This is a genomic window from Herbaspirillum sp. C9C3, assembly GCF_013359625.1.
Lineage (GTDB): Bacteria > Pseudomonadota > Gammaproteobacteria > Burkholderiales > Burkholderiaceae_D > Herbaspirillum.
This window is the reverse complement of record NZ_JABFMQ010000009.1, coordinates 1-25,138: the sequence shown is the minus strand read 5'-3', so window position 1 is coordinate 25,138 and position 25,138 is coordinate 1. Positions and strand designations below refer to the sequence as shown.

Sequence of the window (25,138 nt, the reverse complement as noted above, 5' to 3'; positions counted from 1 at the left end):
TTGCTGCGGCACCGGCTGAAGGTTTTTCCGGATTCTCTTCTTCGCGCTGCGGCTGACGTCATCACTGCAGAGGAGGAGCGTATGCCACAAGCCTTCATCACCATCGGGGACAAGACCAGCCACGGCGGCACGGTCATCTCCGGCGATCTCACTTTCATGGTTCATGGCAAGCCGGTGGCACGCGTGGGCGACCAAACGGTCTGCCCCCGGTGCGAGGGGACCTTTGCCATCACTACCGGCGCAGGCGACATGTTCTCGCTCGGCGCGGCCGTTGCACGCCACGGTGACCGCACCGCCTGTGGCGCCACACTCATCGCCAGCCAGGCTACCAGCACGCATGCCGAGGGCCGGATCGCCAGTCCGGAATTCATGGCCGCTGCGGCCGAGCTGGCCAAGGCCGGTGCCGGGAATGCCGCATCCGTCGACTCCGGCATCTGCCTGAGCTGCATGCGCGATGCTGCCATCAGCGGCGCCACCCTGCTGGTGCGCAGCTGATGGCCGCCGACATCATGAAGCGACTGGCCGAGGCCAGGAAGACCATGCCGGCACTGAAGCTGTACGCCCTCGTGGACGGACTGCACTACGAGTCCTGCACGAATGCGGCGCTACGGGCGGCGCCGGGCGTCATTTCACTTTTTGCCGAGACTGTCGATGCGCATCTGGCCCCCGCCGGGCCCTGGCTGCTGGCGGCCGAGAAGCTGTCTCCAGCGTTGCTGGATCAGATCAGCCGTCTGGAAGCCATTGCTCCTGCGGTTTCCTGGATCATCGGCCCGCAGGATCTGCAGGGCCTGGCGCAACTATTGCGCTTGTGCATGCAGATGAGTTTGCCCGACGGACGCACTGCACTGCTGCGTTTTTGGGATCCGCGTGTGTTGGCCGCAGCAGCGCGTGACCTGAAGGCAGCGCAGCGCCATACGCTCTTCGGCCAGCTGTTTGAATGGCACCTGCTGCTCGACGGCCGCCGGGTTCACATCGGGAGGCCGACATGATCCGCCTCGATGAAGACGACCTGGCGCGCTTGCGTGCACGCGATACCGCACATTTCATTGCTGCCGTGGCCGACCAGTTTCTGGCCGAGCGTGCCGACCTGCAGCGCGTGCCGGGCCGCAGCGAGGTAATCCGGCGCATGCGCGAGGCCTATGAGCATGGTTTGTCGCTGGGCTTCGGTGCGCTGTCCCACCTGATCTACATGATGTATCTGTCGGCCGATTGGCCGGGTCTGTTCCGTCGTCCGGGCACCGTGCGCTATCTTCGCCGTCCGGGCGCCACGCCCGAACAAAGGCTCGATGACATGATCGCCGTCCTGCACAAGCTGGCTGCGCCGCAAGATGGGGAGCGCAAATCATGATCGCTCCCGTCGTGGCGGTACCGCTGCTCAGCAGCGAGATTCTTGGATGGATAGGGCTGGGTGCATCGGCGGCTGCAGCCGGTGCCGGGGCGGCCATTTACAGCAGTTCGCGCAGGGCTGAAGAGGCCAAGTCTTCTCCTTTGAGCCAGGCCGATGTGTTGAAGAAAGATCAGTCCTGCAAGCGCTGTCCGCCCGCAGCGGGGAGCCTGGTGCCACGCAACTGGCACATGTCTGAAGAGGCGCGGGCCTATCAGGCGCGCGTGACCGGGTTTGCGCCCTATACCGAGTGGGCCTTCGATGACATTGATTTCGATGGATTCCAGCTCGGCCCGTGTCTGCTGCAAGAGGCCAAGGCACGGTATGCGCAGTTTTTTGACCAGAAGACCAGCCGGCCAAAGTTTTTTTACCTCAACAAGGGATACCAGAACCTGCTCAGGCAGGCCAAGGCGCAGAGTGGCACCGTCTTGAAGTCGCCGCCGGCCCGTTTGCACTGGTATGTGCAAGACGAATTGGTCTTTCGTCACCTAAGCGAGGTGTTCATCCTTAACAGATTTCCCATCCACATTGTCCACTTACCCTGACCGTGAATCTCGATATCAAATTTGCTTTTGTTTCAGCACTGCATACGCTGCCGGACGGCTCGGAGCATTTTTCCATGCTGTGGAAAGTTGCACTTCTGCTCGAACCCATCGGCATGCCACTGGAAGATTGGTGCCCGCCTGCTGATACGCCAGAAGACGCTCGTCGTATCCAGGCATTTGAAAGAGAGGGCCCTACGCGCGCCGCACTGGCCATCGTCGCAGAGAATGAACGGCAAGAACCCGCCAGCCATTTCCGCTACCTGGGGACGTGGAACGGCTATGAGGAAGACGGCGGTGCGGCGATCCTTCTTGGCTTGACGCTGGCCGATGATCCTGGCAATTCGACGTTCCTCTTGCAGACGCAAGCGGTTCCTGCGCTTTGTCGGAAGGACAATCTGATCAAGGTGCTGACGGGGCTCTCGCTGCAATGGCAGCCTCCTTTTATCGCGGTCGATCCTGGCAACTATGGCACGCGCCACAAGGTCTTCGCCGATCGCCCCGGCGCCGGATGGCTGCTGTATCTGCCAGGCAGGATCACGCGTGCCCAGGTCCCCGAGGCCGCCGAGCTGCTGCCGGTATTGAACGAGGACGGACAGCAACGCGGCACCATCATCGTCTCAGTGGCGGGCGATGCGTTTGATGATGAAAATCCCGATCACATCCAGGCCGCCAACGCCATTGAAATTCGCCTGGCCGACCAGGACCTGTTGCCGCGCTACTCTGCCCTGTAAGGCCGGCGCAAAAAAAAATCCCCCGGGTCCGACGACCAGGGGGCCAACATCATTTCATCGCGATTCAGGCAGACACACACCAGGCGGCATCCACAGAGGAACCGTCCCGCTCGCTCAATACGGCAGCCGCCGGGGCGGCAGGCTGGCGCTGCGGGCCAGCGGATGATGCCGCCAGCGGGCTTCGGCCAACAGATAGATCCCCGTCGCCGATATCGCGACGACGACCAGGGTAGAGAGAACGGCAGTCAGCAGGAAGGTGGTGAACATGATGATCTCCTCAAGACGACTTCATCTTAGGAGAAAGCACCTTGCCTGGCTCTAGTGATTTTCCCTAGAAAACACACAAGCCGCTCAGGCAATCCCTGAGCGGCTTGCAGGCCGGCAATGCTGTCATGCTGCCAAGGCAGCGAGTCGCCGCATCAGCCCATCAATAACGTTCCAGCCAGTGCGCGTAAGGTGCCGGCAGCGTCCAGGAGGGGCGCTCCACGCCCAGTTCCTTGGCGGCCTGGTAAGTCCAGTGCGGATTGACCAGGTGCGAGCGGCCCACCATCACCAGGTCGAGCTGGCCCTCCTTGACGGCGCGCTCGGCCAGTTCCGGCGTGCCGAAGCCCCAGGCCGACGACACCGGCACGCCAGCTTCCTCGCGTACGCGCTTGGCGATTGGGCCGAGGAAGGCCGGCCCCCAGGGGATCTGCACTTCCGGGATCGTGAAGCCCATGGTCACGCTGATCATGTCCATGCCGATCTCCTTGAACTGGCGCACCACGCCGATGGAGTCAACCAGCGTCTGCTCGTCGCGGCCATCGTATTCCAGCACGCCGAAACGCACCGTCAGGGCCAGGTGTTCCGGCCACACTTCACGCACGGCACGCAGGGTTTCCAGCAGGAAGCGGGCACGGTTTTCGACGCTGCCGCCATAGATGTCGTCACGCTGGTTGGAATGCGCCGAGAAGAAACTCTGGCCCAGGTAGCCATGGGCGAAGTGCAGCTCCAGCCATTCGAAGCCGGCGTCGCGGGCGCGGATGGCGGCATCGACGAAGTTCTGGCGCACACGTGCGATGTCGTCCAGGCTCATGGCCTTGGGGACCTTGGGCAAGCCCTTGCCGAAAGCAATCGCGGAGGGGGCGATGGTGTCCCAGCCGCGGGCATCGTCGGCAGCGATATGGTCGTCGCCTTCCCAGGGACGATTGGCGCTGGCCTTGCGGCCGGCGTGACCGATCTGGATGCCCGGCGCGGCACCGGCTGCCTTGATGGCTTGCACGACCGGCACGAAGGCTTGCGCCAGTTCGTCCGACCAGATGCCGGTGCAGCCCGGCGTGATGCGGCCTTCCGGGGCAACGGCAGTGGCTTCCACAATCACCAGACCGGCACCGCCACGGGCGATGCTGGCGTAGTGCGACAGATGCCATTCGTTGGCCTTGCCATCCACTGCCATGTACTGGCACATGGGCGGGACGGCGATGCGGTTGCGCAGGTTCAGGTCCTTGAGCTTGAAGGGAGTAAAGAGAGCAGACATGGGTGGCTTCTTGTCAATGATGAAGATGAAATCAACAAGCGCTGCACTGGCACAGCACTCGCTTCGGTTGTTCGTAAATATTCGAACTATGGAAGGAGTATAACCCAAGGTGTATCATTCTGCAGATGCGTCCCTACAAACATCCCGAGATTGCCGAGTTCGTGCTGGAGCGCGTGCTCTACGCGCTGAGCGATTCGATCCGCCTGGAGATCGTGCGCCACCTGGCGCGCGTGGAATGTGCGACCTGCGGCGAGCTCGATGGCGGTCGTCCCAAGTCCACCGTCTCGCATCACTTCAAGGTCTTGCGCGAAGCCGGCCTGGTGCGCACCGAGAGCAATGGCACCACCCACATCAACACCTTGCGCAGCGCCGATATCGAGCAACGCTTTCCGGGTTTGCTGTCGGCCATCCTGGCCCAGCACGACAAGCTGCCGAGCCGCCGCAAGAAAGTGGCCTGAAGCTGGGCCATCCGCTCAGAGCTTGCCGGCCTTGACGTCGGCGTCCACTGCCACGAAGGCCGTGGCCATCGCATACTGTTCTGCCTCTACCGGGGTATTGCCGCGAAAGTCCTCACACACCACGCGCCGGAAAGCGACCGGGTTGTCATTGCGATGCAGCTGGTAACTACCGACCCAGGTGCCGTCGATCTGTTCCCTGCTGCTGACCCGGATGAAATAGCCGTGATGCTCGGCCACGTCATTGTCGAGCTGGGTATCGATCATCGCCCGTGCGTAACCCACGCCGGCCACTTGTGCCGATGCCACCGAAGCGAAGGGATTGCCGCGCAGGCCGGGGGCCGGTTCGCCGTCGATCTGCACGGTGCAAAGGACGTCGCCATCACGTTGCTGCGTGCAGGAGACGCTGATGTGCTTGCCGCGATAGGTGGCGCCATAAGTGGGGAGCATGCGTGCTTTCAAGAAGAAGTGCCTGGGCGCTATAGTGGCGCGATCGTTCATCGTGGTCAATCGTCGTGCGGCCGGCATGGCGTGAGCGCGGCGTAAAAAAGGCCCGCATGTTGCCATGCGAGCCTTCTCCTTCACAGCGGCAATGGGCTCAGGAAATCAGGACCCGTGCTTGGCGAGGCCTTCCCGCATCCGCTTCACTTCCTTCTCCGACACCGCCCCTGCCTGGTTGCTCCAGCCCTGGCGCACGAAGCTGGCCAGTTCTGCCGCTTCCTTGTCCGAGAGGCGATGGGCAAAGCCCGGCATGACCAGGATCGACGGTGCCTTCTCGGTGGAGGGCGTGCGCGCGCCAGCCAGGATCACGTGCAGCAATGCGCTGGGATTGTCGGCATTGACCACGGTCGCGCCATCGAGCACCGGGAAGATGCCCGGCGCGCCCTTGCCGTTGACGAAGTGGCAGGCCGCGCAATTGTCCAGGTACAGGCGCTCGCCCAGGCTCAGGTCCTTGGCGGCCGTGAGTTTCTTCGTGGTCGCCTCGGCCCCTTGCGGCGTGACGCGACCGCTGCTGGCGGAGGCCACCGGCGAGAGCGTCTTCAGATACGCCGCGATGGACTGCAGGTCTTCCGGCTTCAGGTGCGCGGTGCTGTGTTCCACCACCAGGCTCATCTCGCCGGCCACCGAGGCGGTCTTGTTGCGACCGGTCTGCAGGTAGTCGACGATGTCCTGCGCGCTCCAGTGCGGCATGCCGCGCAGCGACGGTACCGCCCAGCCGTTGAGGTCGCCGCCCGAGAGGAATTGCGCCTGACTGCTGTCGCTGGCCTTCTCGTTCATGGCGAACCCGCGCGGGGTGTGGCAGCTGCCGCAGTGGCCCAGGCCCTCGACCAGATAGGCACCACGCTTGATCTCGGCGCTCCAGCCGTCCTGCTCCTTGAAGGGTTTGTCATTGGCGAAGAAGACATTCCACAGCTTCATCCCCCAGCGGATGTTGAAGGGGAAGCTCATGCTGCTGGCCGGCGGCGTGGAGGCCACCGGCTTCACCCCTTGCATGAAGTAGGTGTAAAGGGCATGGATGTCCTCGTCACTCACCTTGGCATAGCTGGGGTAGGGCATGGCCGGATAGAGCTGCGTACCATCGGCACGCACGCCATGGCGCACGGCAGCGGCGAACTGTGCCTCGCTGTAGTTGCCGATGCCGTGTTCCTTGTCCGGCGTGATGTTGGTGGAATAGATGATGCCGTGGCCGCTGTCGATGGCCAGTCCGCCCGAATAGGCCGGCTTGCCGGCGGCGCTGTGGCAGGCCATGCAGTCGCCGGCGCGGGCCAGGTACTGGCCGCGCGCCACCGCGTCCTGGTCGGCCGCGTGCGCCGGATTGAGCGCACCCAGCGTACCCAGCGCAGCCAGCGACAGGACCAGGGCGGCAAACGATGAAGTCAGTTTTTTCATGTTCTCTCCCCCCTTACACCTGGACCAGCGGGCCGGGGTTCTTCAGGTACTGCGTCTTGATGGCTTGCGCCGCCATGAGCGTGATGGCGCCGATGGTGTCGGTCGGATTGGCCTGGAAGTTCTGCGGGAAGGCATTGCCGCCGGGGACGAAGACGTTGTGCACGTCCCAGGATTGCAGGTACTTGTTCAGGGCCGAGTCGCGCGGCGAATCACCCATGATGGCGCCGCCCACGTTGTGGGTGGAGACGTACTTGGTGATGTCCCAGTGCGAATCCAGGGCCAGGAAGCTTTCCGACATGTGATCGGGATTGAGCTCCTTGGCGATCTTGAGCACGATGTCGCGCAGGTAGCGCTGCAGCTTCAGTTCGTTCTGGCGCCAGTCGAAGGTCATGCGCAAGAGCGGCTGGCCCCAGGGGTCCTTGTAGTTCGGATCGAGGTCCAGGAAGTGGCCACGATAGGACATGCAGGTGGTGGTGATGCTGATCTTCATGGAATGGTCGTACCAGTCGATCATGCCCTCCTTCCAGCCGCGCCCCCAGCTCGGCGTACCCGGTGGCAGCGCCGTGCCGATCGGCGCGCCCGAGGCTTGCGAGCTGTGGATCTTGGCGCCGCCGATGAAGCCCAGCTTGATGCCATCGTCGAAGTTGCCCGGGGAGATATCGTTGAACATTTCGCCGCTGGCGCCGGCCGTGGCGAAGGAATTGAAGTGCTTGTCCTTGAAGAACAGCGTCGCGCCACCGTTGGAGAGGAAGGCATAGTTGCGGCCGATGACGCCGGTCTCGGTGATCGGGTCATAGGGCTTGCCGATCCCCGAGAGCAGCATCAGGCGCACGTTGGCAAACTGGAAGCCGGAGAGAATCACGATCTTGGCCGGCTGGAACACTTCCTTCATGTTCTCGTCGATGTAGGTCACCCCGCGCGCGGTCTTCTTGTCGGCGTGCAGATCCACGCGGATGACGTTGGCGTTGACCTTGTAGTCGAAGTTGGGCATGCGCTTGACCACATCCAGGATGGTGGTCTGCGGCGACGCCTTGGAGTAGTTCAGGCAGGGATACTTGCTGCAGAAGCCGCAGTAGTTGCAGGGGGCGATCTGCGCGCCATATGGATTGGTCCAGGCCTGCGAAACATTGGCCGAGGGATTGGGGAAGGGGTGGTAACCCATCTTGCGCGCCACGTCGGCGAACAGGCTGCTGTTGTAGGTGTCGTGCAGCGGTGGCAGCGGATAAGGGTTCGAGCGCGGTCCTTCGAAGGGATCACCGCCCGGCTGGATCTGGCCGCGCAGGTTGCCGGTCTTGCCCGACTGGCCGCACACCTTCTCGAAGAAATCGAAGTGCGGCTCGATCTCGTTCCAGGTGAACGGGAAATCCTTGATGCGCATCTCCGGATCGAGCTGGCCGTGCTTGTAGGCCTGGTCGGCGTAGGTCTTGAGCTTGAGGTCGGTGGGCGTGGGACGGATCAATACCGCCGTCCAGTGCAGGCCCGAGCCGCCCACGCCGGTGCCGGGCGCAAAGGCGCCCCACTTGCGGGTCGGCAGCGCCTGTTGCGCGGTGTTGTAGCGCACTGTCAGGGCAGCATCGCGCGGCATGGCGAAGACTTTGTTGCGGGTTGCGTAGCCATACTGGTCGGCTGGCTTGGGATAGGCGAAGTCCTCGGGCGGACGGTCCGGGCCGCGTTCGAGGGCGCGTACCTTCAGGCCGGCCTGGGCCAGTTCGATGGCCATGAGGGAGCCGGCCCAGCCGAGGCCGACGATGACGACGTCGACGTTGTCGTTGGTGATGTCAGGCATGGAGATCAATCAGTAAGAGGTTGCAGGCGAGGGCGTTGAGATGGCTGGCCGCACGCATCAGGCGCGCTTGCCCGACAGGCTCACGGGGCCCAGCGGATATTTCACGTTGTGCTGGTCCACCCATTCGGTATAGGCCGCACGCGCGCCTGGGAAGCCGATGGCGACCCAGGCTTTCATGTCCTTGTTGCCGCCATACATGGGATCGGCCAGATAGCCGTTCTTGGTATCGCCCAGCAACTGACCAAAGAATTGCGATGGCTTCATCGCCTTTTCGCCCAGCGCGCCAAAATCGACAGCGTTCTTTTGCAGTGCCGTCAGCAGGGCATCCTTGTCCCTGGCGTCCAGCTGCTCGAAGCGCTTGCCGTGCTGCTGCTGGCTGAGTTGCTGGGTCAGGTCGATGCCGATGCGATAGACCTGCTGCGGTGTGTAGGGAATCTGGAAACCCAGCGTTGCAGGCGCGTCCGTCTGATGCGGACCTTGCTGGTAGATGTCGTTGCCCAGGCCGGCGTGCAGTTGCTGGTCGATGAAGACCGGCACATTGGTTTCCAGCGCGCCCGGTCCACGCCCTTCGGCGGGGATCAGGCGGTCGCAGGCGGCCAGGATGAAGAGCCATTGCGCGGCATTGAAGAACACCGGCTGGTAGTGCTGCAGCTCGATGCCTTCCAGGCCATCGGCCCGGGCCTGCTTGAGTATTGGCAGCGAGACTAGCGGCACTGCCGCTGCGGTGGCCGCAAGGACGGCACGCCGCGAGGGACTGAACTTGGTGGTCATTATGGGAGCAAAGTGGAGTGGGTGGAAAACAGGCTGCACAAGGCGCCGGAGTCTGCGCGCACCGTGCAGGACCGCGCCCGCCGCCACCGAGGCCACCCCCGCGCGCAGGCACCGGCAGCGCCGGAAGCGGCTTGCGCAAGGTGTGATGTCGGGGCAATGGAATCGGTCATGGGTCGCAATCTCAGAGTGGGTCAACTCGTCTCCGATCTTGCGTCCAGCCTGCGGGGCTGGCATTTCTTGTCATTCCCGGTCCTGGCCATCATCAATCAGGCAAGGCGGGCGCTCTATGGATGAGCGCACGCATTCTAACACTTCTAGTTGTCAGATGTCTTAAGACGCTGCCGCAGGGCAAGATCATCCCGTCGCCGTCTTCGGCTACACTGCTCACCCTGATCGTTGTTGCCGTTGAACTTCATAACCGAGACCTGAGACCCGAGACACCATGCAGATTCGCGACGCCACTCCCGCCGACATCCCCGCCATCACCCTGATCTTCAACGACGCCGTGGTCAACACCACCGCCATCTGGAGCGACACGCTGGTGGACGACAAGAACCGCCAGGACTGGCTCGCTGCGCGGCGCCAGCTGGGCTATCCGGTACTGGTGGCCGTGGAGGATGACAAAGTGCTGGGTTATGCCAGCTTCGGTGACTGGCGGCCCTTCGATGGCTTCCGTCATTCGGTGGAGCATTCGGTCTATGTCCACAAGGATCATCGTGGCGCCGGACTGGGCATCGCCTTGATGGAGGCCCTGATCCCGCGTGCCCGCGCTGTCGGCAAGCACGTCATGGTGGCCGCCATCGATGCCAGCAATGTCGGCTCCATCGCCTTGCACAAGAAGCTGGGTTTCGAGCAGGTCGGCCACATGCCGCAGGTCGGTACCAAGTTCGGCAAGTGGCTGGATCTGGTCTTCCTGCAGCTGACGCTGGACCAGCGTACCGATCCGGATCGCATCGGTCGCTGATGGCCGTAGCGTCAAACACCAAGGGCCGCATTGCAGCGGCCCTTGGTGTTGGTGCTCAGCGATGACAGGGGGAGGGGTGACTTCAGCCGTTGTGCTTTTCTCGCTCTTGCTTCTCGCCTTCGTGTTTCTCGTTGGCATGCTTGTCCTGTTCGTGCCTGGCGGGCTCGTGCCTGGGTTCTGCGTGGGCTTGCTGTGCATGCGCCGCCGCTTTTTGCTCGTGCTGCTGCTGTTGCGCGCGGTCTTCATGCCGCGCTGTTGCAGGGGAATGCGCCGGCAGCGGAGGATGCGCATTTTCGTGCTTCATCGCCTCTGCCTTTCTTTCTTCGGCCTGCTCACGTTCATGCGCGGCCTGCTGTTCCTTCTGCACGTGCTGCTCCTGCTGTTGCTGCTGTTCGCGCCGGGCCTGCTGCGCCGCTTCCTGATGCTGGCGGGCGGCCTCGTCCTGCACGGCTTGCTGGTGCGCAGCGGCCCGGTTGGTCACCTCCATTTTTTGCTGCGCGGGCTGCGCGGGCTGCGCGTGCGGTGAGGGCATCGCACCGGGGCGGGCGTCGCTGGTCGTGAAGTACGGCATGCTCATGGCAGCGGGGGCTACCGCTTCGCGGTGATTGTCGATGCGGGTCTGGTTGTTGACATTGTGTTCGTCGACATTGCGCACGTTATTGACGTTATTGACGTTGTTCACATTGTTGTTCACCACCCGCGTATTGTTGACCGTCACATTGTTGTTGGTCACGCGATTGATCACCGTCGTCGAGCGGGAGACATAGGTGGTGTTCTTGTACACCACGGCTGGCCGCTGCCAGTTGCCCGAGGAGCCACCGTCACCACCGGAACCGCCCCAGTGCATGCCCCAGTCATGCCAGCCCCAGCCGGCATGGTGGCTGACGGCTTCACCCACGAACACGCCCACACCGAAGGACAGGGCGCCGACCACGACTTCATTGGCCACCGGGCTGGGCGGACGGTACGCATAGCCCGGATAGACCGGCACCGGCGGACCATAGACCACCGCCGGATTGTAGGCCGGCACATAGACCGTATCGGGCTGGCTGGATTCGATCACGATGGTCTGCGGCGGCGGCGGGATCACCGGAGCGCCGGCATAGACAGTGCGTGGCGCGGGTGCATTCTCCACGCGGACCGTCTCGCTGCTGCGTGCGGTACTCACCACCTTCAGCTGCGAGGACGTCTTGAGATTGCCGGCCTGCTGCGCGCGCAGACGCAGGGCCTGGATGGCATTGAACACATCGTTCGGGTCATTGACGAAGGCCTCGCCCAGCGAGCGGGTCCAGTCCACATTGGTGGCCATCTGCGAGAGCACCGTCGGGAACAGGGTGAGCGACTTCACGCTGACATCCCAGGGCTGCTTGTCCTCGGCCGCCTGCAGGATGTCGCCCTTGAGCGCGCCATTCTGACCCAGCCACTGGTTGGCCGCGACGATCTGGTCCGGATAGGTGGCCCCGGCCAATACCTGCGCCACCAACTTGTCCGGGAAGAGAGCGATGGGTGCCACCATCTGTGAGAGTTGTTGGGCCGTGGGCGGCGTATAGGGTGGGGTGGCCGGCGCCGCCGGCGCGGCCGCTGCCGTGGACGGAGCGGCATCCTGCTTCTGGCAGGCGGAGAGGGCCAGCACTGCACCCAGCAGCGAGGCGGAGAGGATGATGGCGGAAGATCTGTTTCTTGTTGTCATGATGTAAGTCCTCGATGCGTAGCGCAGCAGGGAAACGACGTGGCGATAGTCTGGCTAACGGCACATCGCGCTGCCCAGTTGACGTCGGAATTGTGATGGGATGTAACTGCGCGATGACTGGCTAGACGTCGTACAGTATTAGGATTCGAGCACGGACCTGCTGAAAGGTTCGAAACGGATGATCCGGCAGTGCGCACATCGCGGTATGCGGGAAGCTGACAAAGTACTGACCGGAAGTCCGCACCACAAAAGCCCATGCGGGCGATAGCCCTTGTCAGCAATTTGCAAGAAAGCGGTGCGCCGTCCGGAAAAGGAGCGCAGAGATTGATCGTCATGAAAAGAAAAAAACTTAGTTTTTAATGCGATGGAGAATGGCCTGACGATCATCCGAATCGACTTGCCAAGGCAAGATGTCGTCCAGATGCACACATGACATAAAATGATGGAATCACCACAAACCATGAGTTTGATTCAACATCATGCTGGACCGCATCCATCTCTCCATCGTGCAGGAAGTCGAGCGTCAGGGCTCGCTCACGGCTGCGGCCGGCGTACTGCATGTCACTCAATCTGCCCTGAGCCATAGCATGAAGAAGCTGGAGCAGCAGCTGGGCACCGACATCTGGCTGCGCGAAGGGCGCCACCTGCGTCTCACGCAGGCGGGCCAATACCTGCTGGCCGTGGCCAACCGCGTGCTGCCGCAACTGAGCCTGGCCGAGGAACGCCTGCGCCAGTTCGCCCAGGGCGAGCGCGGCGCGCTGCGCATCGGCATGGAATGTCACCCCTGTTACCAATGGCTGCTCAAAGTGGTGTCGCCCTATCTGGCTGCGTGGCCGGACGTGGATGTGGACGTGAAGCAGAAATTCCAGTTCGGTGGCATTGGCGCGTTGTTCGGTTACGAGATCGACCTGCTGGTCACGCCCGATCCGCTGGACAAGCCGGGCCTGGTCTTCGAGCCGGTGTTCGATTATGAACAGGTGCTGGTGGTGGCCGCCGATCATCCGCTGGCGCAGGCCGATTACGTCAAGCCCAGGCAGTTGAACAATGAAGTGCTGGTGACCTATCCGGTGCCGGTGGACCGACTGGACATCTATACCCAGTTCCTGGCCCCGGCAGGCGTCGTCCCCCGTCGCCACAAGACCATCGAGACGACCGACATCATGTTGCAGATGGTGGCCAGCGGACGCGGCGTGGCAGCGTTGCCGCGCTGGCTGGTACTGGAATACGCCGAGCAGATGGCGATCGTGCCGGTACGGCTGGGCAAGCACGGCATCGCCAAGCACATCTATCTGGGCGCGCGAGAAAGCGACGTGGAAACTGATTACCTGCGGGCTTTCATCGAAGAGGCGCGCCGGGCGCAGGCATGAGAGCTGCTCGGGCCGCACCGGCGTCAGGATGCCCGTTGCGTCACCACGTCTGTGGACAAGACAGGCAGGCCCAGGCGCAGTCCAGTCGCAAATTGCACAATGACAGTCACCCGGCTATAGTCTGTTCCGGTTTGGAGACAGCATCCCCCATGATAAAAACGAAACGGTCCGCGAATGTACGTGTCGGTCCGGCCCGCTGCGGGCTGGCCGTGCTGTGCCTGTTCGCGCTGACGCTGTGGCTGGGATTGCTGCCGGCCCGCGCGCAGTCGCAGTCGTCGTCGCCGGTGCCGCCCCCCGGTGGCGGCGGGTCGCTGCAGGTGCTGCACTGGTGGACCTCGGCCAGCGAACGCGAGGCCATCAACGTGGTGGTCAATCAGCTGGCCAGACAGGATATCCAGTGGCGCGACGTGGCCATTCCGGGCGGTGCCGGCATGGGGGCGGCCAAGGTCTTGAAGAGCATGGTGCTGGCCAATCGTGCACCCGAAGTGACGCAGTTGAATGGCGTGGTCTTCGGTGAATGGGCCGACCTCGGTCTGTTGCTGGCGCTGGACAATGTGGCCGCGCAGGGCAACTGGGAAAAGCTGATGTTCCCTACAGTCTGGTCGCTGCTCAACAATCACGGTCACGTGGTCGCTGCGCCTCTGGGTATCCACCGCATCAACTCGCTGTTCTACAACACGGCCATCTTCAAGCGCTACAAGCTCACACCGCCCAAGACCTGGGATGATTTCGACCAGATCGTCAAGAAGCTCCAGGGCACCGGCATCGTCCCGCTGGCACAGAGCGCCGAAGCCTGGCAACTGGCGTCCCTGTTCGAGAACCTGACGCTGGCCGAGAGCGGCCCCGCCTATTACCGCCGCCTGTTCGTGGACATGAACCCGGACGCCTATCTCGATGCGCGCATGCTGCACATCCTCCAGCGCCTGCGCAGCCTGGCCGCAGCCATGCCGCAACCCCTGCGCGAGCGACCCTGGACCGAAATGGCGCGCAGCATGGTCAGCGGCGAGGCGGCCATGCTCATCATGGGGGACTGGGCCAAGGGCGAGCTCAATGCCTGGGGCATGGAGGTGGACCAGCAGTTCGGCTGTGCGCCGGCACCGGGCACGGGCGAGTTCCACCTCTACAGTACCGATACCCTGGCCATGTTCGCCGGCAACCATGCGCACCAGTCGATGCAGGAAACGCTGGCGCGGCTGACCATGTCGCCGGCGGTGCAGTCCGAATACAATAGAATCAAGGGCTCGATTTCCGTGTTGCGCGCAGCCGATCCGCACATGGACCGCTGCGCACGCGATTCCTGGCGCACCTTCAGCAAGGGCCCGGCCTGGCAGGCCCCCAGCCTGGTGCATCGCATGGCCACCGACGATACGACCAAGGACGCCATCGTGGCCGAGGTGCAGCGCTTCTTCCTCGACCGCAACATCAGCGAAGAACAGACCCAGAAACGACTTGCGGCGATTGCGCGTACACTCGCCCGCAATCGTAACGATTAAGAATTTCGGAGATGGAGCAGCAACATGACGCGCAAGATATTGATCGTCGACGATGACCTGAAGACCCGTACCCTCTTGAAAGCCTATCTGGAGAAGAACCAGTACGAAGTGCGTCTGGCCGAGGATGGCGCGGCCTTCCTGAGCGAATTCCAGCGCTTTGCCGATGAGCTCTCGCTGGTCATCCTCGACGTGATGCTGCCCGACACCGACGGCTTCGCCCTGTGCAAGGCGGTGCGGCGCAAATCCAACGTCCCCGTCATCATGCTCACGGCCAGTTCGGACGAGACCGACCGGGTGGTGGGGCTGGAGCTGGGCGCGGACGACTACATCGCCAAGCCCTACAGCCCGCGCGAACTGCTGGCGCGGATCAAGGCCATCCATCGCCGCACCGGCATCGACAACAGCGCTGCACCGCGCTACTACCGCTTCGCCGGGTTCGCGCTCGATACGGTCGAACGCACCCTGACCGACAGCGCCGGCCAGATCGTGCCCCTGACCGGCATGGACTATCAGTTGCTGAAGTATTTCGTCGAACATCCCGGCGACGTGCTCGATCGCAACGTGCTCTGTGAAGAAACCCGCGGCCGCGACGCCGGTCCGCTGGACCGCTCGCTGGATGTGCAGATCAGCAAGCTGCGCCTGCGCCTCAATGACGGCGGTCGCCAGCCGCACCTGATCAAGACCGTGCGCGGTGCCGGTTATGTCTTCTCGGCCGACGTCAGTGCCGCAGCCGCCTGATACCGCGGCGCCGCCGCCGGCCCAGGCTGAGGCCAGCCGTCCATCCGGCCTGCGCCATCGCCTGGCGGCCCTGCTGGACTGGATGTTGCCGGATTCCCTGCTGGGTCGCCTGTCGGTGGTGATGATCTTCGGCGTGCTGGTCACGCAGGTGGCCGGTGGCCTGATCTGGTCCGTGCAGCTGCGCATCAAGTCCGAGGCCGAGACCCGCGTGGCCGCGCAGCATCTGGCCCATAGCGCCGCCTCGGCAATCCGCTACTTCATGACCCTGCCGCCCAACTATCGTCCGCTGATGATCCAGCAACTGCGCGAGATGGGCGGGACGCGCTTCTTCATCAACGCCAACAGCAGCGCCGTACCGGTCCGCTCCATCGGCGCCAGTCACCTGGCTGACCTGGCCATCGACGTGACCGCCCAGACCCTGCGCGAAGACCTGCCCTTCCTGCCGCAAGCGCGGCTCGCCTTCGCCTGGCCGGATGGCCTGCCGGTGGCCAGCGACGGTCTCACCGTCAACGACCTGCCCGACAACTGGGTGCAGCACATCCTGCTGACCAAGCCCAACTCGGCCCCGGTCCTGGTGATTCAGATGCCTGTCGAAAGCGGCCGCTGGATCTACCTGGCCGCGCTCATGCCCAACCCGTATTTCCTCGACAGTGACAATCCGTTGTGGCTGGACCGCCTGGTGCTGCAGGGCATGTCGCTGGCCGCCATTCTCTTGCTGACCATCCTCGTGGTGCGCTGGACCACCCGTCCCCTGGCCGCCCTGGCCGATGCCGCCGAAGCCTTCGGCAAGGGCGAGACCGTGCCCAGCCTGCCCGAGACCGGCAGCCGCGAATACGTCAAGACCGCGCGCGCCTTCTCCGGCATGCGCGAGCGCATCAAGCGTTATCTGGAAGATCGCGAGCGCCTCTTCGTCTCCATCTCGCATGACCTGCGTACGCCCATCACGCGCCTGAAATTGCGCACCGAGCTCATGGATGACGATGCCATGCGCACCGATTTCCATGACGATCTCGATGAGCTCGACATGATGGTCAAGGGCGCCCTGCAATCGGTGAAGGACAGCGACATCCACGAGAACCGTACCGAAGTGCGGCTCGATGCGCTGGTGCTGCGCATGATCCGCGATGCCCGCCTGGCCGGCCACGAGATCGCCTTCACGCCCTGCGGCATCAACGTCATGGCCAAGCCGCTGGCCTTGAAGCGCGCCATCGGCAACCTCTTCGACAACGCCCTCCATTACGGGCAGAAGGTCGAGATCAGTATCCGTCCCTCGGCCGGTGCCGGCGGCGACCTGGTGGAAATCGAGATCCGCGACCACGGCCCCGGTGTGCCCGAAGACGCCATGCGTACGCTGTTCCAGCCCTACGTGCGACTGGAACATGGTCGTGCCAGCAATAGCGGTGGCATGGGCCTGGGGCTGGGCATCTCGCGCAACATCGTGCAAGCCCACGGCGGCGAGCTGCTGTTGCGCAACCATCCGGAAGGCGGCCTGATCGCCACCATCATCCTGCCGGCACGATAAGCCAGTACCGGGAACGGGCCTGACGATTCATCTGTCAGACAGATCAATCGCATCAAAATTTTGCATTTAATGAATCAATGAGAGAAGCGTAGACTTCAGCACACCACCCAGGAAGTGGCTGTTCCAGCAGTTCCCCCTCGATTCTTCCCGCAGAACACTTCTCCAAGGAGACCCATGAGCTATATCGCCGAACCCTCCCGCTACGATGGCCGCATGCCGTATCGCCGCACCGGTCGCAGCGGCCTCTTGCTGCCCGCCGTCTCGCTGGGACTGTGGCAGAACTTCGGTGGCGTCGACAACTTCGAGACCGGCCGCGCCGTCCTGCGCCGCGCCTTCGACCGTGGCGTGACCCACTTTGACCTGGCCAACAACTACGGCCCGCCGGCCGGCTCGGCCGAGGAAAACTTCGGCCGCTGGATGGCCAAGGATTTCCTGCCTTACCGTGACGAGCTGGTCATCTCCAGCAAGGCCGGCTGGCAGATGTGGCCCGGTCCCTATGGCGGCCCCAGCGGCGCGCGCAAGCATCTCATCGCCAGCTGCGAGCAAAGCTTGAAGCGCATGGGCCTGGACTATGTGGATATCTTCTACTCGCACCGCGTCGATGCCGATACCCCGCTGGAAGAAACCATGGGCGCGCTGGCCCACCTGCATCGCCAGGGCAAGGCGCTGTACGTGGGGATCTCTTCCTACTCGCCCGAACTGACGCGCAAGGCGGCGGCCATCCTCAAGAGCGAGGGTGTGCCGCTGCTGATTCACCAGCCCAACTATTCCATGCTCAACCGTGCCATCGAAGGCGGCCTGCTGCCCGCGCTGGAAGAACTCGGTGTGGGCTGCATCGGCTTCTCGCCGCTGGCGCAGGGCCTCCTGACCAGCAAGTACCTGGGCGGCGTACCGGAAGGTACGCGCGTGACACGGGCGCCGTCGCTGCCGCAGCGCATGCTGTCGGACGACAATCTGGCACGCATCCGTGCATTGAACGAGATTGCCACCCGGCGTGGCCAGACGCTGGCACAGATGGCCATCGCCTGGGTACTGCGCGATGCCCGCGTGACGTCGGCGCTGATCGGTGCGCGCACCGTCGAGCAGCTCGATGATTCGCTGGATGCGGTCAGGAAGCTGGACTTCACGCAGGAGGAACTGGCCAGCATCGACAAGTACGCCACCGATGGTGATGTCGATCTGTGGAAGGTGTCATCCTCGATTACCTGAGGTCGCATGGAGGAGAAAGAGCCTGTACCGTGGTTGCCGGTACAGGCTTTTTTCATGAGCGCTCGCCCGGCTCGGCGTCTTCCACCCGTTCCGGGCGCGACCACATCCAGGCCGCACCGGCGGCCATGCCCAGCGTTGCCAGCACGATCACCCAGTGGCGCTTGACGGTAAAGAGCATGATGACCAGGCACAGGCTCATCATGAGGGAGGCACTGATCTTGGCGCGTCGTGCCACGACCCTGCCATGGCGCCAGTTGTGGATCATGGGGCCGAACAGGCGGTGCTGTTCCAGCCAGCGCTGCAGGCGCGGCGATCCCTTGCCGGCGGCCCAGGCGGAGAGCAGCACGAATTCGGTCGTGGGCAGGCCGGGAATGAAGATTGCCAGGATGCCGATGCCCAGGCTCGCATAGGCCAGCAGCAGCCACAGCCAGCGCGTGCGGCGCGGCGCCAGGCGGCTGGCTGGCACGTCATTGCACGGGCTCGCCAGGGGCGGCTTGCGTGGACCGTCCGTCATGGTTTCAGTCCAGAGCGAAGTGCCGTTTCAACAGCACCCCGAAGCGATGGAAGGCCGCGCTCGCACCGGCCACTACGGCATCCTGTTCCTGTGTCGACAGGCCGGGAGCGTCGAGGAAGCTGACGAAGCGGCGCCAGACCAGCGCGCGTCCTTCCGGATAGGCCGCCAGGTTGCGCGCACCGAAGGTTTCGGTCAGACCCAGCTTCTCCTTGACCTCCTTGAGCAGGAAGGCCGCGCCCAGCGTTGAGCCTTCCGACACGTAGAGCCAGCCCAGCGCCGCAGGCATGACGACGTCATGGGTCGCGACGGCGATGTCGCCCGGCACCGCATCGAGATCGGCGAAATCAGCGAGATCAGCGAGATCAGCCAGGGCAGCGGCTTCGCGGCCACGCACCTGCAGATCGGGCACGGCGGCCTGGATGGCCGGATCGTCGAAGAGATGTTCGACATCGCGCTGGAAGTGATACTGGGCCGTCACGAAGCGCAGGTATTGTGCGCGGCTGGCAAAGGGTTGCGCCTGTTCCATCAGGGCGTGCATCTGCTCGTGCAGGGGCGCCGTCTCATTCTTGAGGCGGGTCGAGAGCAGGGCGGGGGGATGGGGCAGAGGATTCATCATGGTCGGGACGGGTCATCGGGTTGCCACCCTGGAGATCCGGTGGACGCATCATGCAGATGGTCCAGGGGCGGCGCGGCTGGCAGACCCGTCCTGCGGGAGGACGGAAGAGGCTGACTGCGTCGGCCATTTTAACGCAAACGGCCCGGCCCGCTTGCGCGCGGCCGGGCCGTGAAGGTGCGGGGGAGGCCGACTACATCTTGAAGCCGCCGACCAGCACCGACAGGCGGTGTGCCTCGTCCTGCAAGGACTTGGCGGCCGCCGCCGCCTGTTCGACCAGCGCTGCATTCTGTTGCGTGCCTTCGTCGATATGCGTGATGGCCAGGTTCACTTCCTGGATGCCGCCATTCTGTTCGCCACTGGCGTGGGCGATCTCGCTGACGATGACGCTCACGTCACGGATGCTGGAGACGATCTGTTCCATGGTCTGCCCGGCCTTGGCCACCAGCACGCCGCCATCGGCCACCTTGGTGACCGAGTTGTCGATGAGCTGCTTGATTTCCTTGGCGGCCTGGGCGCTGCGCTGGGCCAGCGAACGCACTTCGGAGGCCACCACCGCGAAGCCGCGTCCCTGTTCGCCCGCGCGCGCCGCTTCCACGGCCGCGTTCAGGGCCAGAATGTTGGTCTGGAAGGCGATGCCGTCGATGACCGTGATGATGTCGGCGATCTGGCGCGACGAGGCATTGATGGCTTCCATGGTCGAGACCACGTTGCCCACCACTTCACCGCCCTGGGCCGCGATCCTGGAGGCGTTGCCGGCCAGTTCGTTGGCACGGCGCGCATTTTCCGAGTTCTGCTGCACGGTCGAGGTCAGCTGTTCCATGGCCGAGGCAGTCTCTTCCAGGGCACCGGCCTGCTGCTCGGTACGGGCCGAGAGGTCCTGGTTGCCGGTGGCGATCTCGGTGGACGAGATCTTGACGGTATCGCTGCTGCGGCGCACGTCCTGCAGGATGCCGGTGATCTGGTTGACGAACTGGTTGAAGGAGCGCGAGATCTGGGTCACTTCGTCGTGACCGTCCTCGGCCAGGCGCAGGGTCAGGTCGCCATTGCCGGAGGACAGGCTGTCCATGGCCCGACGCACCCGCGAGAGGCGCTGGAACACGGCCGTGGTGATCACGCTCATGATGCCTGCGGCCACCAGTGCCACCAGCACCAGGGCGATGAGCGCCGAGCGGGTGGCATTGCGCATGCCGGCGGTGACGTCGGCCTTGTCCATGGCCAGCATCAGGGTCCACTCGGTACCCTTGATGGGGATGCCCTTGATGAGCTTGGCTGCACCATCGAGTTCCAGTGCGCTGACCTTGTCATCGGCGCCCAGCGCTTGCAGGCGTTCCGGGGTCAGCTCGGCATTCCACTCCCGGGCCGGCTTGTTGACCCACTTGCCGTCGGGGTGAGCCAGCATCAGGCCGTCACGGTCCACCAGGAAGGCGTAGCTGGCCGGGGTCGGGTGAATGGCACGCACCACGTCGGAGACGCCGTCCAGAAACATGGCCGCCGCCACCACGCCCGCGCGCTGGCCGTTCTGCATCACCGGAGCGGTAAAGGACACCATCGGCTTCTTGGTGGCCACATCGGTATAGGGCTTGGTCAGCACCGGCTTGCCGGCCGCCACCGCCTGCTTGTACCAGGGCCGTGCGGTCGGGTCATAACCGGCCGGCAGACCCTGGGGGTCGGAGGTGAAGGCAGTCTTGTCCTCGCGCCCCAGGGTGGTGACGTAGAAGCCGCCACTCTGTTGCAGCATCTTGATGACGAATACCGGATCGGCACCCTGCACGCCTTCAGCGGCAGCGACCGTCATCGCCGTGCGGGTCGCCACCCATTCATCGATGGTGGAGCCGAAACCGCTTGCCACCGCCTGGGCGTTGCGCTCGATGGTGCTGTCGTTGTCGGTCTTGATGATGAAGAAGGAGACCGTCCCGACCACCGCCAGGCTGGCGACGAGCAGGAGGATCGTATAGAACAGGATGCGGGCCTTGATGGAGTTGAGCATGTGGAATCCCTGAAATCATTCTTGTTGGTGTTCTGTTCCAGCCCTGTTGACCCTGTGTGGACGGCATCCGGACCGGTGCATGAGTGTGGACCGCGCGGGCGTGTGGGAAACCGTCGAATACAGCGGGATTTCACCGTCTGATGCGGGCTTGGCCAATACCTGGGCGGTGGCGGGCCGACATGAAGAAAACTTAGTCCATGTCCGATCAGACCGCCCGCTATCCCTTGCAGACAGCAGCTTGATGTGAATGAAAATGAATTTTTACTAAGTTTTTCAAGATCCGGTCAGCGCTTCCTGACGAATTCATGACAGCAGTTCGTGCAGCAGATCCTTGCGCGGGCCGGCCTTGGGTTCGAAGGCCAGCGCCTGTTCCACATGCAGCAGGTGGTGCTCCATCAGTTCCACCGCCCGTTCGACATCACCGGCCCGGGCGGCGGCGATGAAGGCGCCGTGTTCCTCGCTGGAGCAGGCGGCGTCCCGGGTGGACTGGTAGAGCATGGTGATGAGGGCGCTGCGGCCGGCCAGCTTTTCCAGGATGTCGGTGAGCACGTCGTTGCCCACGATGCGCGCCAGCAGGATGTGGAAGTCGCTCAGCAGCGAAGAGCGCATCTGCATGTTGTCGTCCTTGACGGCCTGGCGTTCCTGTTCCAGATGCGCTTCCAGGCGGGCATAGTCCTCTTCGGTGGCACAGGCCACGAACTGGCGCACCATGGCCGCTTCCAGCGCGCGGCGCACGAAGAACAGGTTGCGCGTTTCTTCCACCGTGGGTTTGCTGACGAAGGCGCCCTTGTCGGGGACCAGGTCCACCAGCTTGTCCTTGGCCAGCATCACCAGCGCTGCACGGATCTTGGTGCGGCTGACCTGGTAGACCCGCGCCAGCGCTTCCTCGGGCAGCTTGGCGCCGGGCGGCAGGCGCTGCGCGGCGATATTGGCCGCGATATCGCTGGCGATGGCGTCGGAACTGTCGGGGGCGGGCGCGGAATCGGTCATGGTGTTGGGGGACGAGTGGCCAGGAAGCCGCCATGCGGCGGCGCCCTATTGTAACCAGTAGCCAGCTCAGCCATCGCCGTTTCCCGCGCGCCAGTCCTGCCGGTCAGGCCCGCCCCGGCTTGCCGGGCACGCCCAGCAGGTCCAGCGTGGGCAATTCCTCCACCAGCGGTGCCACGTGTTCACCATTGAGCACGGCGCGGGCACGTTGCTTGTCGATATCCTTTTCCCAACTGGCGATGACCACCGTGGCCACGCAATTGCCCAGCAGATTGCCCAGCGCGCGGGCGATGCCGATGAACCAGTCGATGGACAGCACCAGTACCAGCCCCACGACCGGAATGGCCGGAATGGTGGTCAGCGTGGCCGCCAGGATCACGATGGCCGACCCCGGCACCCCGTGCGCACCCTTGGAGGTGACCAGGGCGATGGCCAGGATCGCCGCCAGGTCGCCCCAGGACAGATGGGTATTGGTGGCCTGGGCGATGAACAGCGCCGCCATGGTCAGGTAGATCGAGAAGGCATCCAGGTTGAAGGAATAGCCGGTCGGGATCACCAGGCCGACCGTGGATTTCTTGATGCCCATGTGCTCGAGCTTGCGCATGATCTGCGGCAGCACGCTGTCCGAGGAAGTCGTGGCCAGCACCACCACCAGCTCTTCACGCAGGTAGCGGATCAGCTTGAAGATGGACAAGCCGCTGGCGCGCAGGATGCTGCCCAGCACGACCAGTACGAAGAACACCACCGCACCGTAGAACAGCAGTACCAGCAGGGCCAGTTGCTTCAAGGAGCCGATGCCGTACTTGCCGACCGTGAAGGCGATGGCGCCCAGCACGCCCAGCGGCGCCAGGCGGATGAAGAAGGACATGCACTTGAAGAAGGCATCCGACAGCGACGACACCAGCGCCACGACCGGCGCGCCTTTCTCGCCGATGAGCAACAGGGCGCAGCCGAAGGTCACAGAGATCAGCAGTACCTGCAGCACATCCCCGGAGGTAAAGGCGCTCACGGCGGTGGCCGGGATCAGCTTCATGATGAATTCGGCAAAGCCGGCTTCCCTGACCTTGCCGGCATTGGCCATGTAGCCCGACAGACTGCTGGCGTCCAGATTGCTGGGGTCGATGTTCATGCCCGCGCCGGGATGCACCACGATGGCCAGCACCAGGCCCAGCAGCAGGGCGATGGTGGTCACCACCTCGAAATAGATGATCGCCTTCACCCCCACGCTGCCGACCTTCTTGAGGTCGCTGGCCCCGCAGATGCCCTGCACCACCACGCAAAAGACGATGACCGGAATGATCATCTTGATCAGCTTGATAAAGCCGTCGCCCAAGGGCTTCAAGCTCTGGCCGAAGTCGGGCCACAGCAGGCCGATGACGATGCCGGCCACCAGCGCCAGTACCACCTGCCCGAACAGGGATTTGAATAGTTTGCTCACCGTTGTCTCCTTGACTTGTCTTATTGAAATGTTGCCAACGCTGGTGATCTTTTTTGTCGCGGTGGCGCCAGATCACTATATTGCATACAATTTTTGAATACAATAAAAAAGACGAAATTTTTCGAGTCCTGCTCCATCCCGGAGCCGGTCGAGCAGAGGAGACGCGATGAAAGCCATGGACCCGTCCAGCCAGCAGGCCGGCCAGCAAGCGATGCAGTGGGCCGAACTGCTGGCGCAGCACAGCGAGGCGCCCGGCATGCTGACCCGGACCTATCTCACGCCCACGCACCAGGCCGCCGCCGCCGAGCTGATGCGCTGGATGGAGCAATCCGGTCTGCGCGTGCGGCGTGACAACGCCGGCAACGTGATCGGGCGTTACGAGGCCGCGCCCGGCCATGAGCACCGACCGGCCCTGGTGACCGGTTCGCACTTCGATACCGTGCGCAATGCCGGCAAGTACGACGGCAACCTGGGCATCGTGCTGCCGCTGGCCTGCATTGCCCAATGGCATCGCGCGGGGCGGCGCTTTGCGTTTCCCATCGAGGTGATCGGTTTTGCCGAGGAGGAAGGTGTGCGCTTCAAGGCCACCTTGCTGGGCAGCCGCACCGTGGCCGGCACCTTTGACCAGGCCGTGCTGGAGAATCTTGATGCCGGGGGCATCAGCATGCGCCAGGCGATTGCGGCCGCCGGGCTGGACCCGGCGCGCATCGCCGGGGATGCGTGGTCGCCCGCCTCGGTGGCGGCCTTCGTCGAGGTCCATATCGAACAGGGGCCGCTATTGCTCAATGAGGGCTTGCCCGTGGGCGTGGTCACGGCGATTTCGGGTGCCAGTCGCTTCATGGCCGAGGTGCGCGGCCTGGCCGGACATGCCGGGACAGTGCCCATGCACCTGCGGCGTGACGCCGCCATGGCGGCCGCCGAGGTCGGTTTGTACATCGAGCGTCGCTGCGGCATCAAGCCGGGGCTGGTCGGCACCATGGGCATGCTGGAAGTGAACCAGGGCGCAGCGAACGTCGTGCCGGGGCTGGCGACCTTCTCCATCGACATCCGCGCCGAGGAAGATGCAGACCGCCTGGCCGCCGTGGCCGACGTGCGCGCCGAGATCGCGCGCATTGCCGCGCGACGTCAGGTGGAGATCGACCTGCGCCAGACCCACGAGGCCGCCAGCGTCCCCTGTGCCCCGCGTCTGCAGGCGGCGCTGGCCAAGGCCATCGAGACGGCCGGTTTGCCGGTACGCCACCTGCCTTCCGGAGCCGGTCACGACGCCATGGCCATGGCGCCGCTGGGCGAAGTGGCGATGCTCTTCGTCCGTTGTGGCAACGGCGGCATCAGCCATCACCCCGACGAAACCATGACCGTCGAAGACGCCTGCATCGCCGCCCGGGTCTTCGGCCATCTGGTCGAACAATTCCAGCCCTGAGTCCGCGCTCAGGCTTCTCACTGAAGGCTCATTGAAGGATTACGGAGTTTCCATGTCACTCATCACCATCGACGGCTTCAACCTCACCGCCGCGCAAGTCCTCAGCGTGGCCCGC

Annotated in this window: 25 protein-coding genes; 13 read left to right on the top strand and 12 right to left on the bottom strand. The window is 63.8% G+C overall.

What is annotated here, in order from left to right; translation table 11 throughout:
* The first annotated feature begins 81 nt into the window (after positions 1–81).
* The 5 genes from HNO82_RS10910 to HNO82_RS10890 are packed head-to-tail and all read left to right on the top strand — an operon-like array spanning position 82 to position 2,660.
* Positions 82–495: a PAAR domain-containing protein gene (locus tag HNO82_RS10910; RefSeq protein WP_175343717.1), complete on the top strand. Its 414-nt coding sequence runs from the start codon at positions 82–84 to the stop codon at positions 493–495.
* Positions 495–989: a DUF4123 domain-containing protein gene (locus HNO82_RS10905; protein WP_175343716.1), complete on the top strand. Its 495-nt coding sequence runs from the start codon at positions 495–497 to the stop codon at positions 987–989. The genes HNO82_RS10910 and HNO82_RS10905 overlap by 1 nt, the downstream gene beginning before the upstream one ends.
* On the top strand, positions 986–1,348 hold the full coding sequence (locus HNO82_RS10900; protein WP_175343715.1) for a hypothetical protein: 363 nt from the start codon (positions 986–988) through the stop codon (positions 1,346–1,348). Before HNO82_RS10905 ends, HNO82_RS10900 begins: the two co-directional genes overlap by 4 nt.
* A complete protein-coding gene (locus HNO82_RS10895; protein WP_175343714.1) occupies positions 1,345–1,929 on the top strand; it encodes a restriction endonuclease fold toxin 5 domain-containing protein in 585 nt (194 codons plus the stop codon). The genes HNO82_RS10900 and HNO82_RS10895 overlap by 4 nt, the downstream gene beginning before the upstream one ends.
* A gap of 2 nt (positions 1,930–1,931) precedes the next feature.
* The gene (locus tag HNO82_RS10890; RefSeq protein WP_349627557.1) at positions 1,932–2,660 is read left to right on the top strand and encodes an Imm52 family immunity protein; all 729 of its coding nucleotides are present in this window, start codon (positions 1,932–1,934) and stop codon (positions 2,658–2,660) included.
* Between the two features lie 114 nt (positions 2,661–2,774).
* On the opposite strand, the gene HNO82_RS10885 is transcribed toward HNO82_RS10890, so the two are convergent.
* Positions 2,775–2,927, bottom strand: a complete 153-nt coding sequence (locus tag HNO82_RS10885; protein ID WP_008333357.1) for a hypothetical protein — start codon at positions 2,925–2,927, stop codon at positions 2,775–2,777.
* A 160-nt stretch (positions 2,928–3,087) separates the two neighbouring features.
* Positions 3,088–4,176 (bottom strand): NADH:flavin oxidoreductase/NADH oxidase, encoded by a 1,089-nt coding sequence (locus HNO82_RS10880; protein ID WP_175343713.1) that lies wholly within the window; start codon positions 4,174–4,176, stop codon positions 3,088–3,090.
* 125 nt (positions 4,177–4,301) lie between these two features.
* Between HNO82_RS10880 and HNO82_RS10875 the strand changes: the two genes are divergently transcribed.
* Entirely contained in the window at positions 4,302–4,634 is a 333-nt protein-coding gene (locus HNO82_RS10875) for an ArsR/SmtB family transcription factor (protein ID WP_175343712.1), read from the top strand.
* Between the two features lie 15 nt (positions 4,635–4,649).
* Here HNO82_RS10875 and HNO82_RS22255 read toward each other — a convergent pair whose 3' ends face one another.
* The 4 genes from HNO82_RS22255 to HNO82_RS10855 all read right to left on the bottom strand — a co-directional run bounded on the left by HNO82_RS22255 (position 4,650) and on the right by HNO82_RS10855 (position 9,078).
* Positions 4,650–5,081 carry a hypothetical protein gene (locus HNO82_RS22255; protein ID WP_008333348.1) on the bottom strand — a complete coding sequence of 144 codons (432 nt, stop codon included), beginning with the start codon at positions 5,079–5,081 and terminating at the stop codon, positions 4,650–4,652.
* A gap of 156 nt (positions 5,082–5,237) precedes the next feature.
* Positions 5,238–6,521 (bottom strand): c-type cytochrome, encoded by a 1,284-nt coding sequence (locus HNO82_RS10865; RefSeq protein WP_175343711.1) that lies wholly within the window; start codon positions 6,519–6,521, stop codon positions 5,238–5,240.
* A 13-nt stretch (positions 6,522–6,534) separates the two neighbouring features.
* Positions 6,535–8,307: a GMC family oxidoreductase gene (locus HNO82_RS10860; protein ID WP_008333344.1), complete on the bottom strand. Its 1,773-nt coding sequence runs from the start codon at positions 8,305–8,307 to the stop codon at positions 6,535–6,537.
* Between the two features lie 57 nt (positions 8,308–8,364).
* Positions 8,365–9,078, bottom strand: a complete 714-nt coding sequence (locus tag HNO82_RS10855; protein WP_008333343.1) for a gluconate 2-dehydrogenase subunit 3 family protein — start codon at positions 9,076–9,078, stop codon at positions 8,365–8,367.
* Positions 9,079–9,520: 442 nt separating this feature from the next.
* On the opposite strand from HNO82_RS10855, the gene HNO82_RS10850 reads away from it, so the two are divergent.
* The gene (locus HNO82_RS10850) at positions 9,521–10,042 is read left to right on the top strand and encodes a GNAT family N-acetyltransferase (RefSeq protein WP_008333341.1); all 522 of its coding nucleotides are present in this window, start codon (positions 9,521–9,523) and stop codon (positions 10,040–10,042) included.
* An 82-nt stretch (positions 10,043–10,124) separates the two neighbouring features.
* On the opposite strand, the gene HNO82_RS10845 is transcribed toward HNO82_RS10850, so the two are convergent.
* A complete protein-coding gene (locus HNO82_RS10845) occupies positions 10,125–11,732 on the bottom strand; it encodes a DUF3300 domain-containing protein (protein WP_175343710.1) in 1,608 nt (535 codons plus the stop codon).
* Positions 11,733–12,211: 479 nt separating this feature from the next.
* Here HNO82_RS10845 and HNO82_RS10840 point away from each other — a divergent pair, with 479 nt between their 5' ends.
* The 5 genes from HNO82_RS10840 to mgrA all read left to right on the top strand — a co-directional run bounded on the left by HNO82_RS10840 (position 12,212) and on the right by mgrA (position 18,061).
* A complete protein-coding gene (locus HNO82_RS10840) occupies positions 12,212–13,099 on the top strand; it encodes a LysR family transcriptional regulator (RefSeq protein ID WP_175343709.1) in 888 nt (295 codons plus the stop codon).
* 149 nt (positions 13,100–13,248) lie between these two features.
* Positions 13,249–14,592 (top strand): ABC transporter substrate-binding protein, encoded by a 1,344-nt coding sequence (locus tag HNO82_RS10835; protein WP_175343708.1) that lies wholly within the window; start codon positions 13,249–13,251, stop codon positions 14,590–14,592.
* A gap of 24 nt (positions 14,593–14,616) precedes the next feature.
* Positions 14,617–15,330 (top strand): response regulator, encoded by a 714-nt coding sequence (locus HNO82_RS10830; RefSeq protein ID WP_008333332.1) that lies wholly within the window; start codon positions 14,617–14,619, stop codon positions 15,328–15,330.
* Positions 15,293–16,852, top strand: a complete 1,560-nt coding sequence (locus HNO82_RS10825) for an ATP-binding protein (protein WP_217509882.1) — start codon at positions 15,293–15,295, stop codon at positions 16,850–16,852. The genes HNO82_RS10830 and HNO82_RS10825 overlap by 38 nt, the downstream gene beginning before the upstream one ends.
* Positions 16,853–17,026: 174 nt before the next feature.
* Positions 17,027–18,061 carry an L-glyceraldehyde 3-phosphate reductase gene (gene mgrA, locus HNO82_RS10820; protein WP_175343707.1) on the top strand — a complete coding sequence of 345 codons (1,035 nt, stop codon included), beginning with the start codon at positions 17,027–17,029 and terminating at the stop codon, positions 18,059–18,061.
* Between the two features lie 52 nt (positions 18,062–18,113).
* Here the strand turns inward: mgrA and HNO82_RS10815 are convergent, their stop codons facing one another.
* The 5 genes from HNO82_RS10815 to HNO82_RS10795 all read right to left on the bottom strand — a co-directional run bounded on the left by HNO82_RS10815 (position 18,114) and on the right by HNO82_RS10795 (position 23,603).
* Positions 18,114–18,575: a YbaN family protein gene (locus HNO82_RS10815; protein WP_034351473.1), complete on the bottom strand. Its 462-nt coding sequence runs from the start codon at positions 18,573–18,575 to the stop codon at positions 18,114–18,116.
* Positions 18,576–18,579: 4 nt separating this feature from the next.
* On the bottom strand, positions 18,580–19,191 hold the full coding sequence (locus HNO82_RS10810) for a biliverdin-producing heme oxygenase (protein ID WP_502709274.1): 612 nt from the start codon (positions 19,189–19,191) through the stop codon (positions 18,580–18,582).
* 190 nt (positions 19,192–19,381) lie between these two features.
* Entirely contained in the window at positions 19,382–21,178 is a 1,797-nt protein-coding gene (locus HNO82_RS10805; RefSeq protein WP_175343706.1) for a methyl-accepting chemotaxis protein, read from the bottom strand.
* Between the two features lie 303 nt (positions 21,179–21,481).
* Positions 21,482–22,168, bottom strand: coding sequence for a GntR family transcriptional regulator (locus HNO82_RS10800; RefSeq protein ID WP_175343705.1), 687 nt, complete (start codon positions 22,166–22,168; stop codon positions 21,482–21,484).
* Positions 22,169–22,271: 103 nt separating this feature from the next.
* Positions 22,272–23,603: a C4-dicarboxylate transporter DctA gene (locus HNO82_RS10795; protein WP_008333315.1), complete on the bottom strand. Its 1,332-nt coding sequence runs from the start codon at positions 23,601–23,603 to the stop codon at positions 22,272–22,274.
* 166 nt (positions 23,604–23,769) lie between these two features.
* Here HNO82_RS10795 and HNO82_RS10790 point away from each other — a divergent pair, with 166 nt between their 5' ends.
* Complete coding sequence (locus tag HNO82_RS10790; protein WP_175343704.1) at positions 23,770–25,023, top strand: allantoate amidohydrolase; 1,254 nt, start codon at positions 23,770–23,772, stop codon at positions 25,021–25,023.
* Positions 25,024–25,138 lie beyond the last annotated feature (115 nt).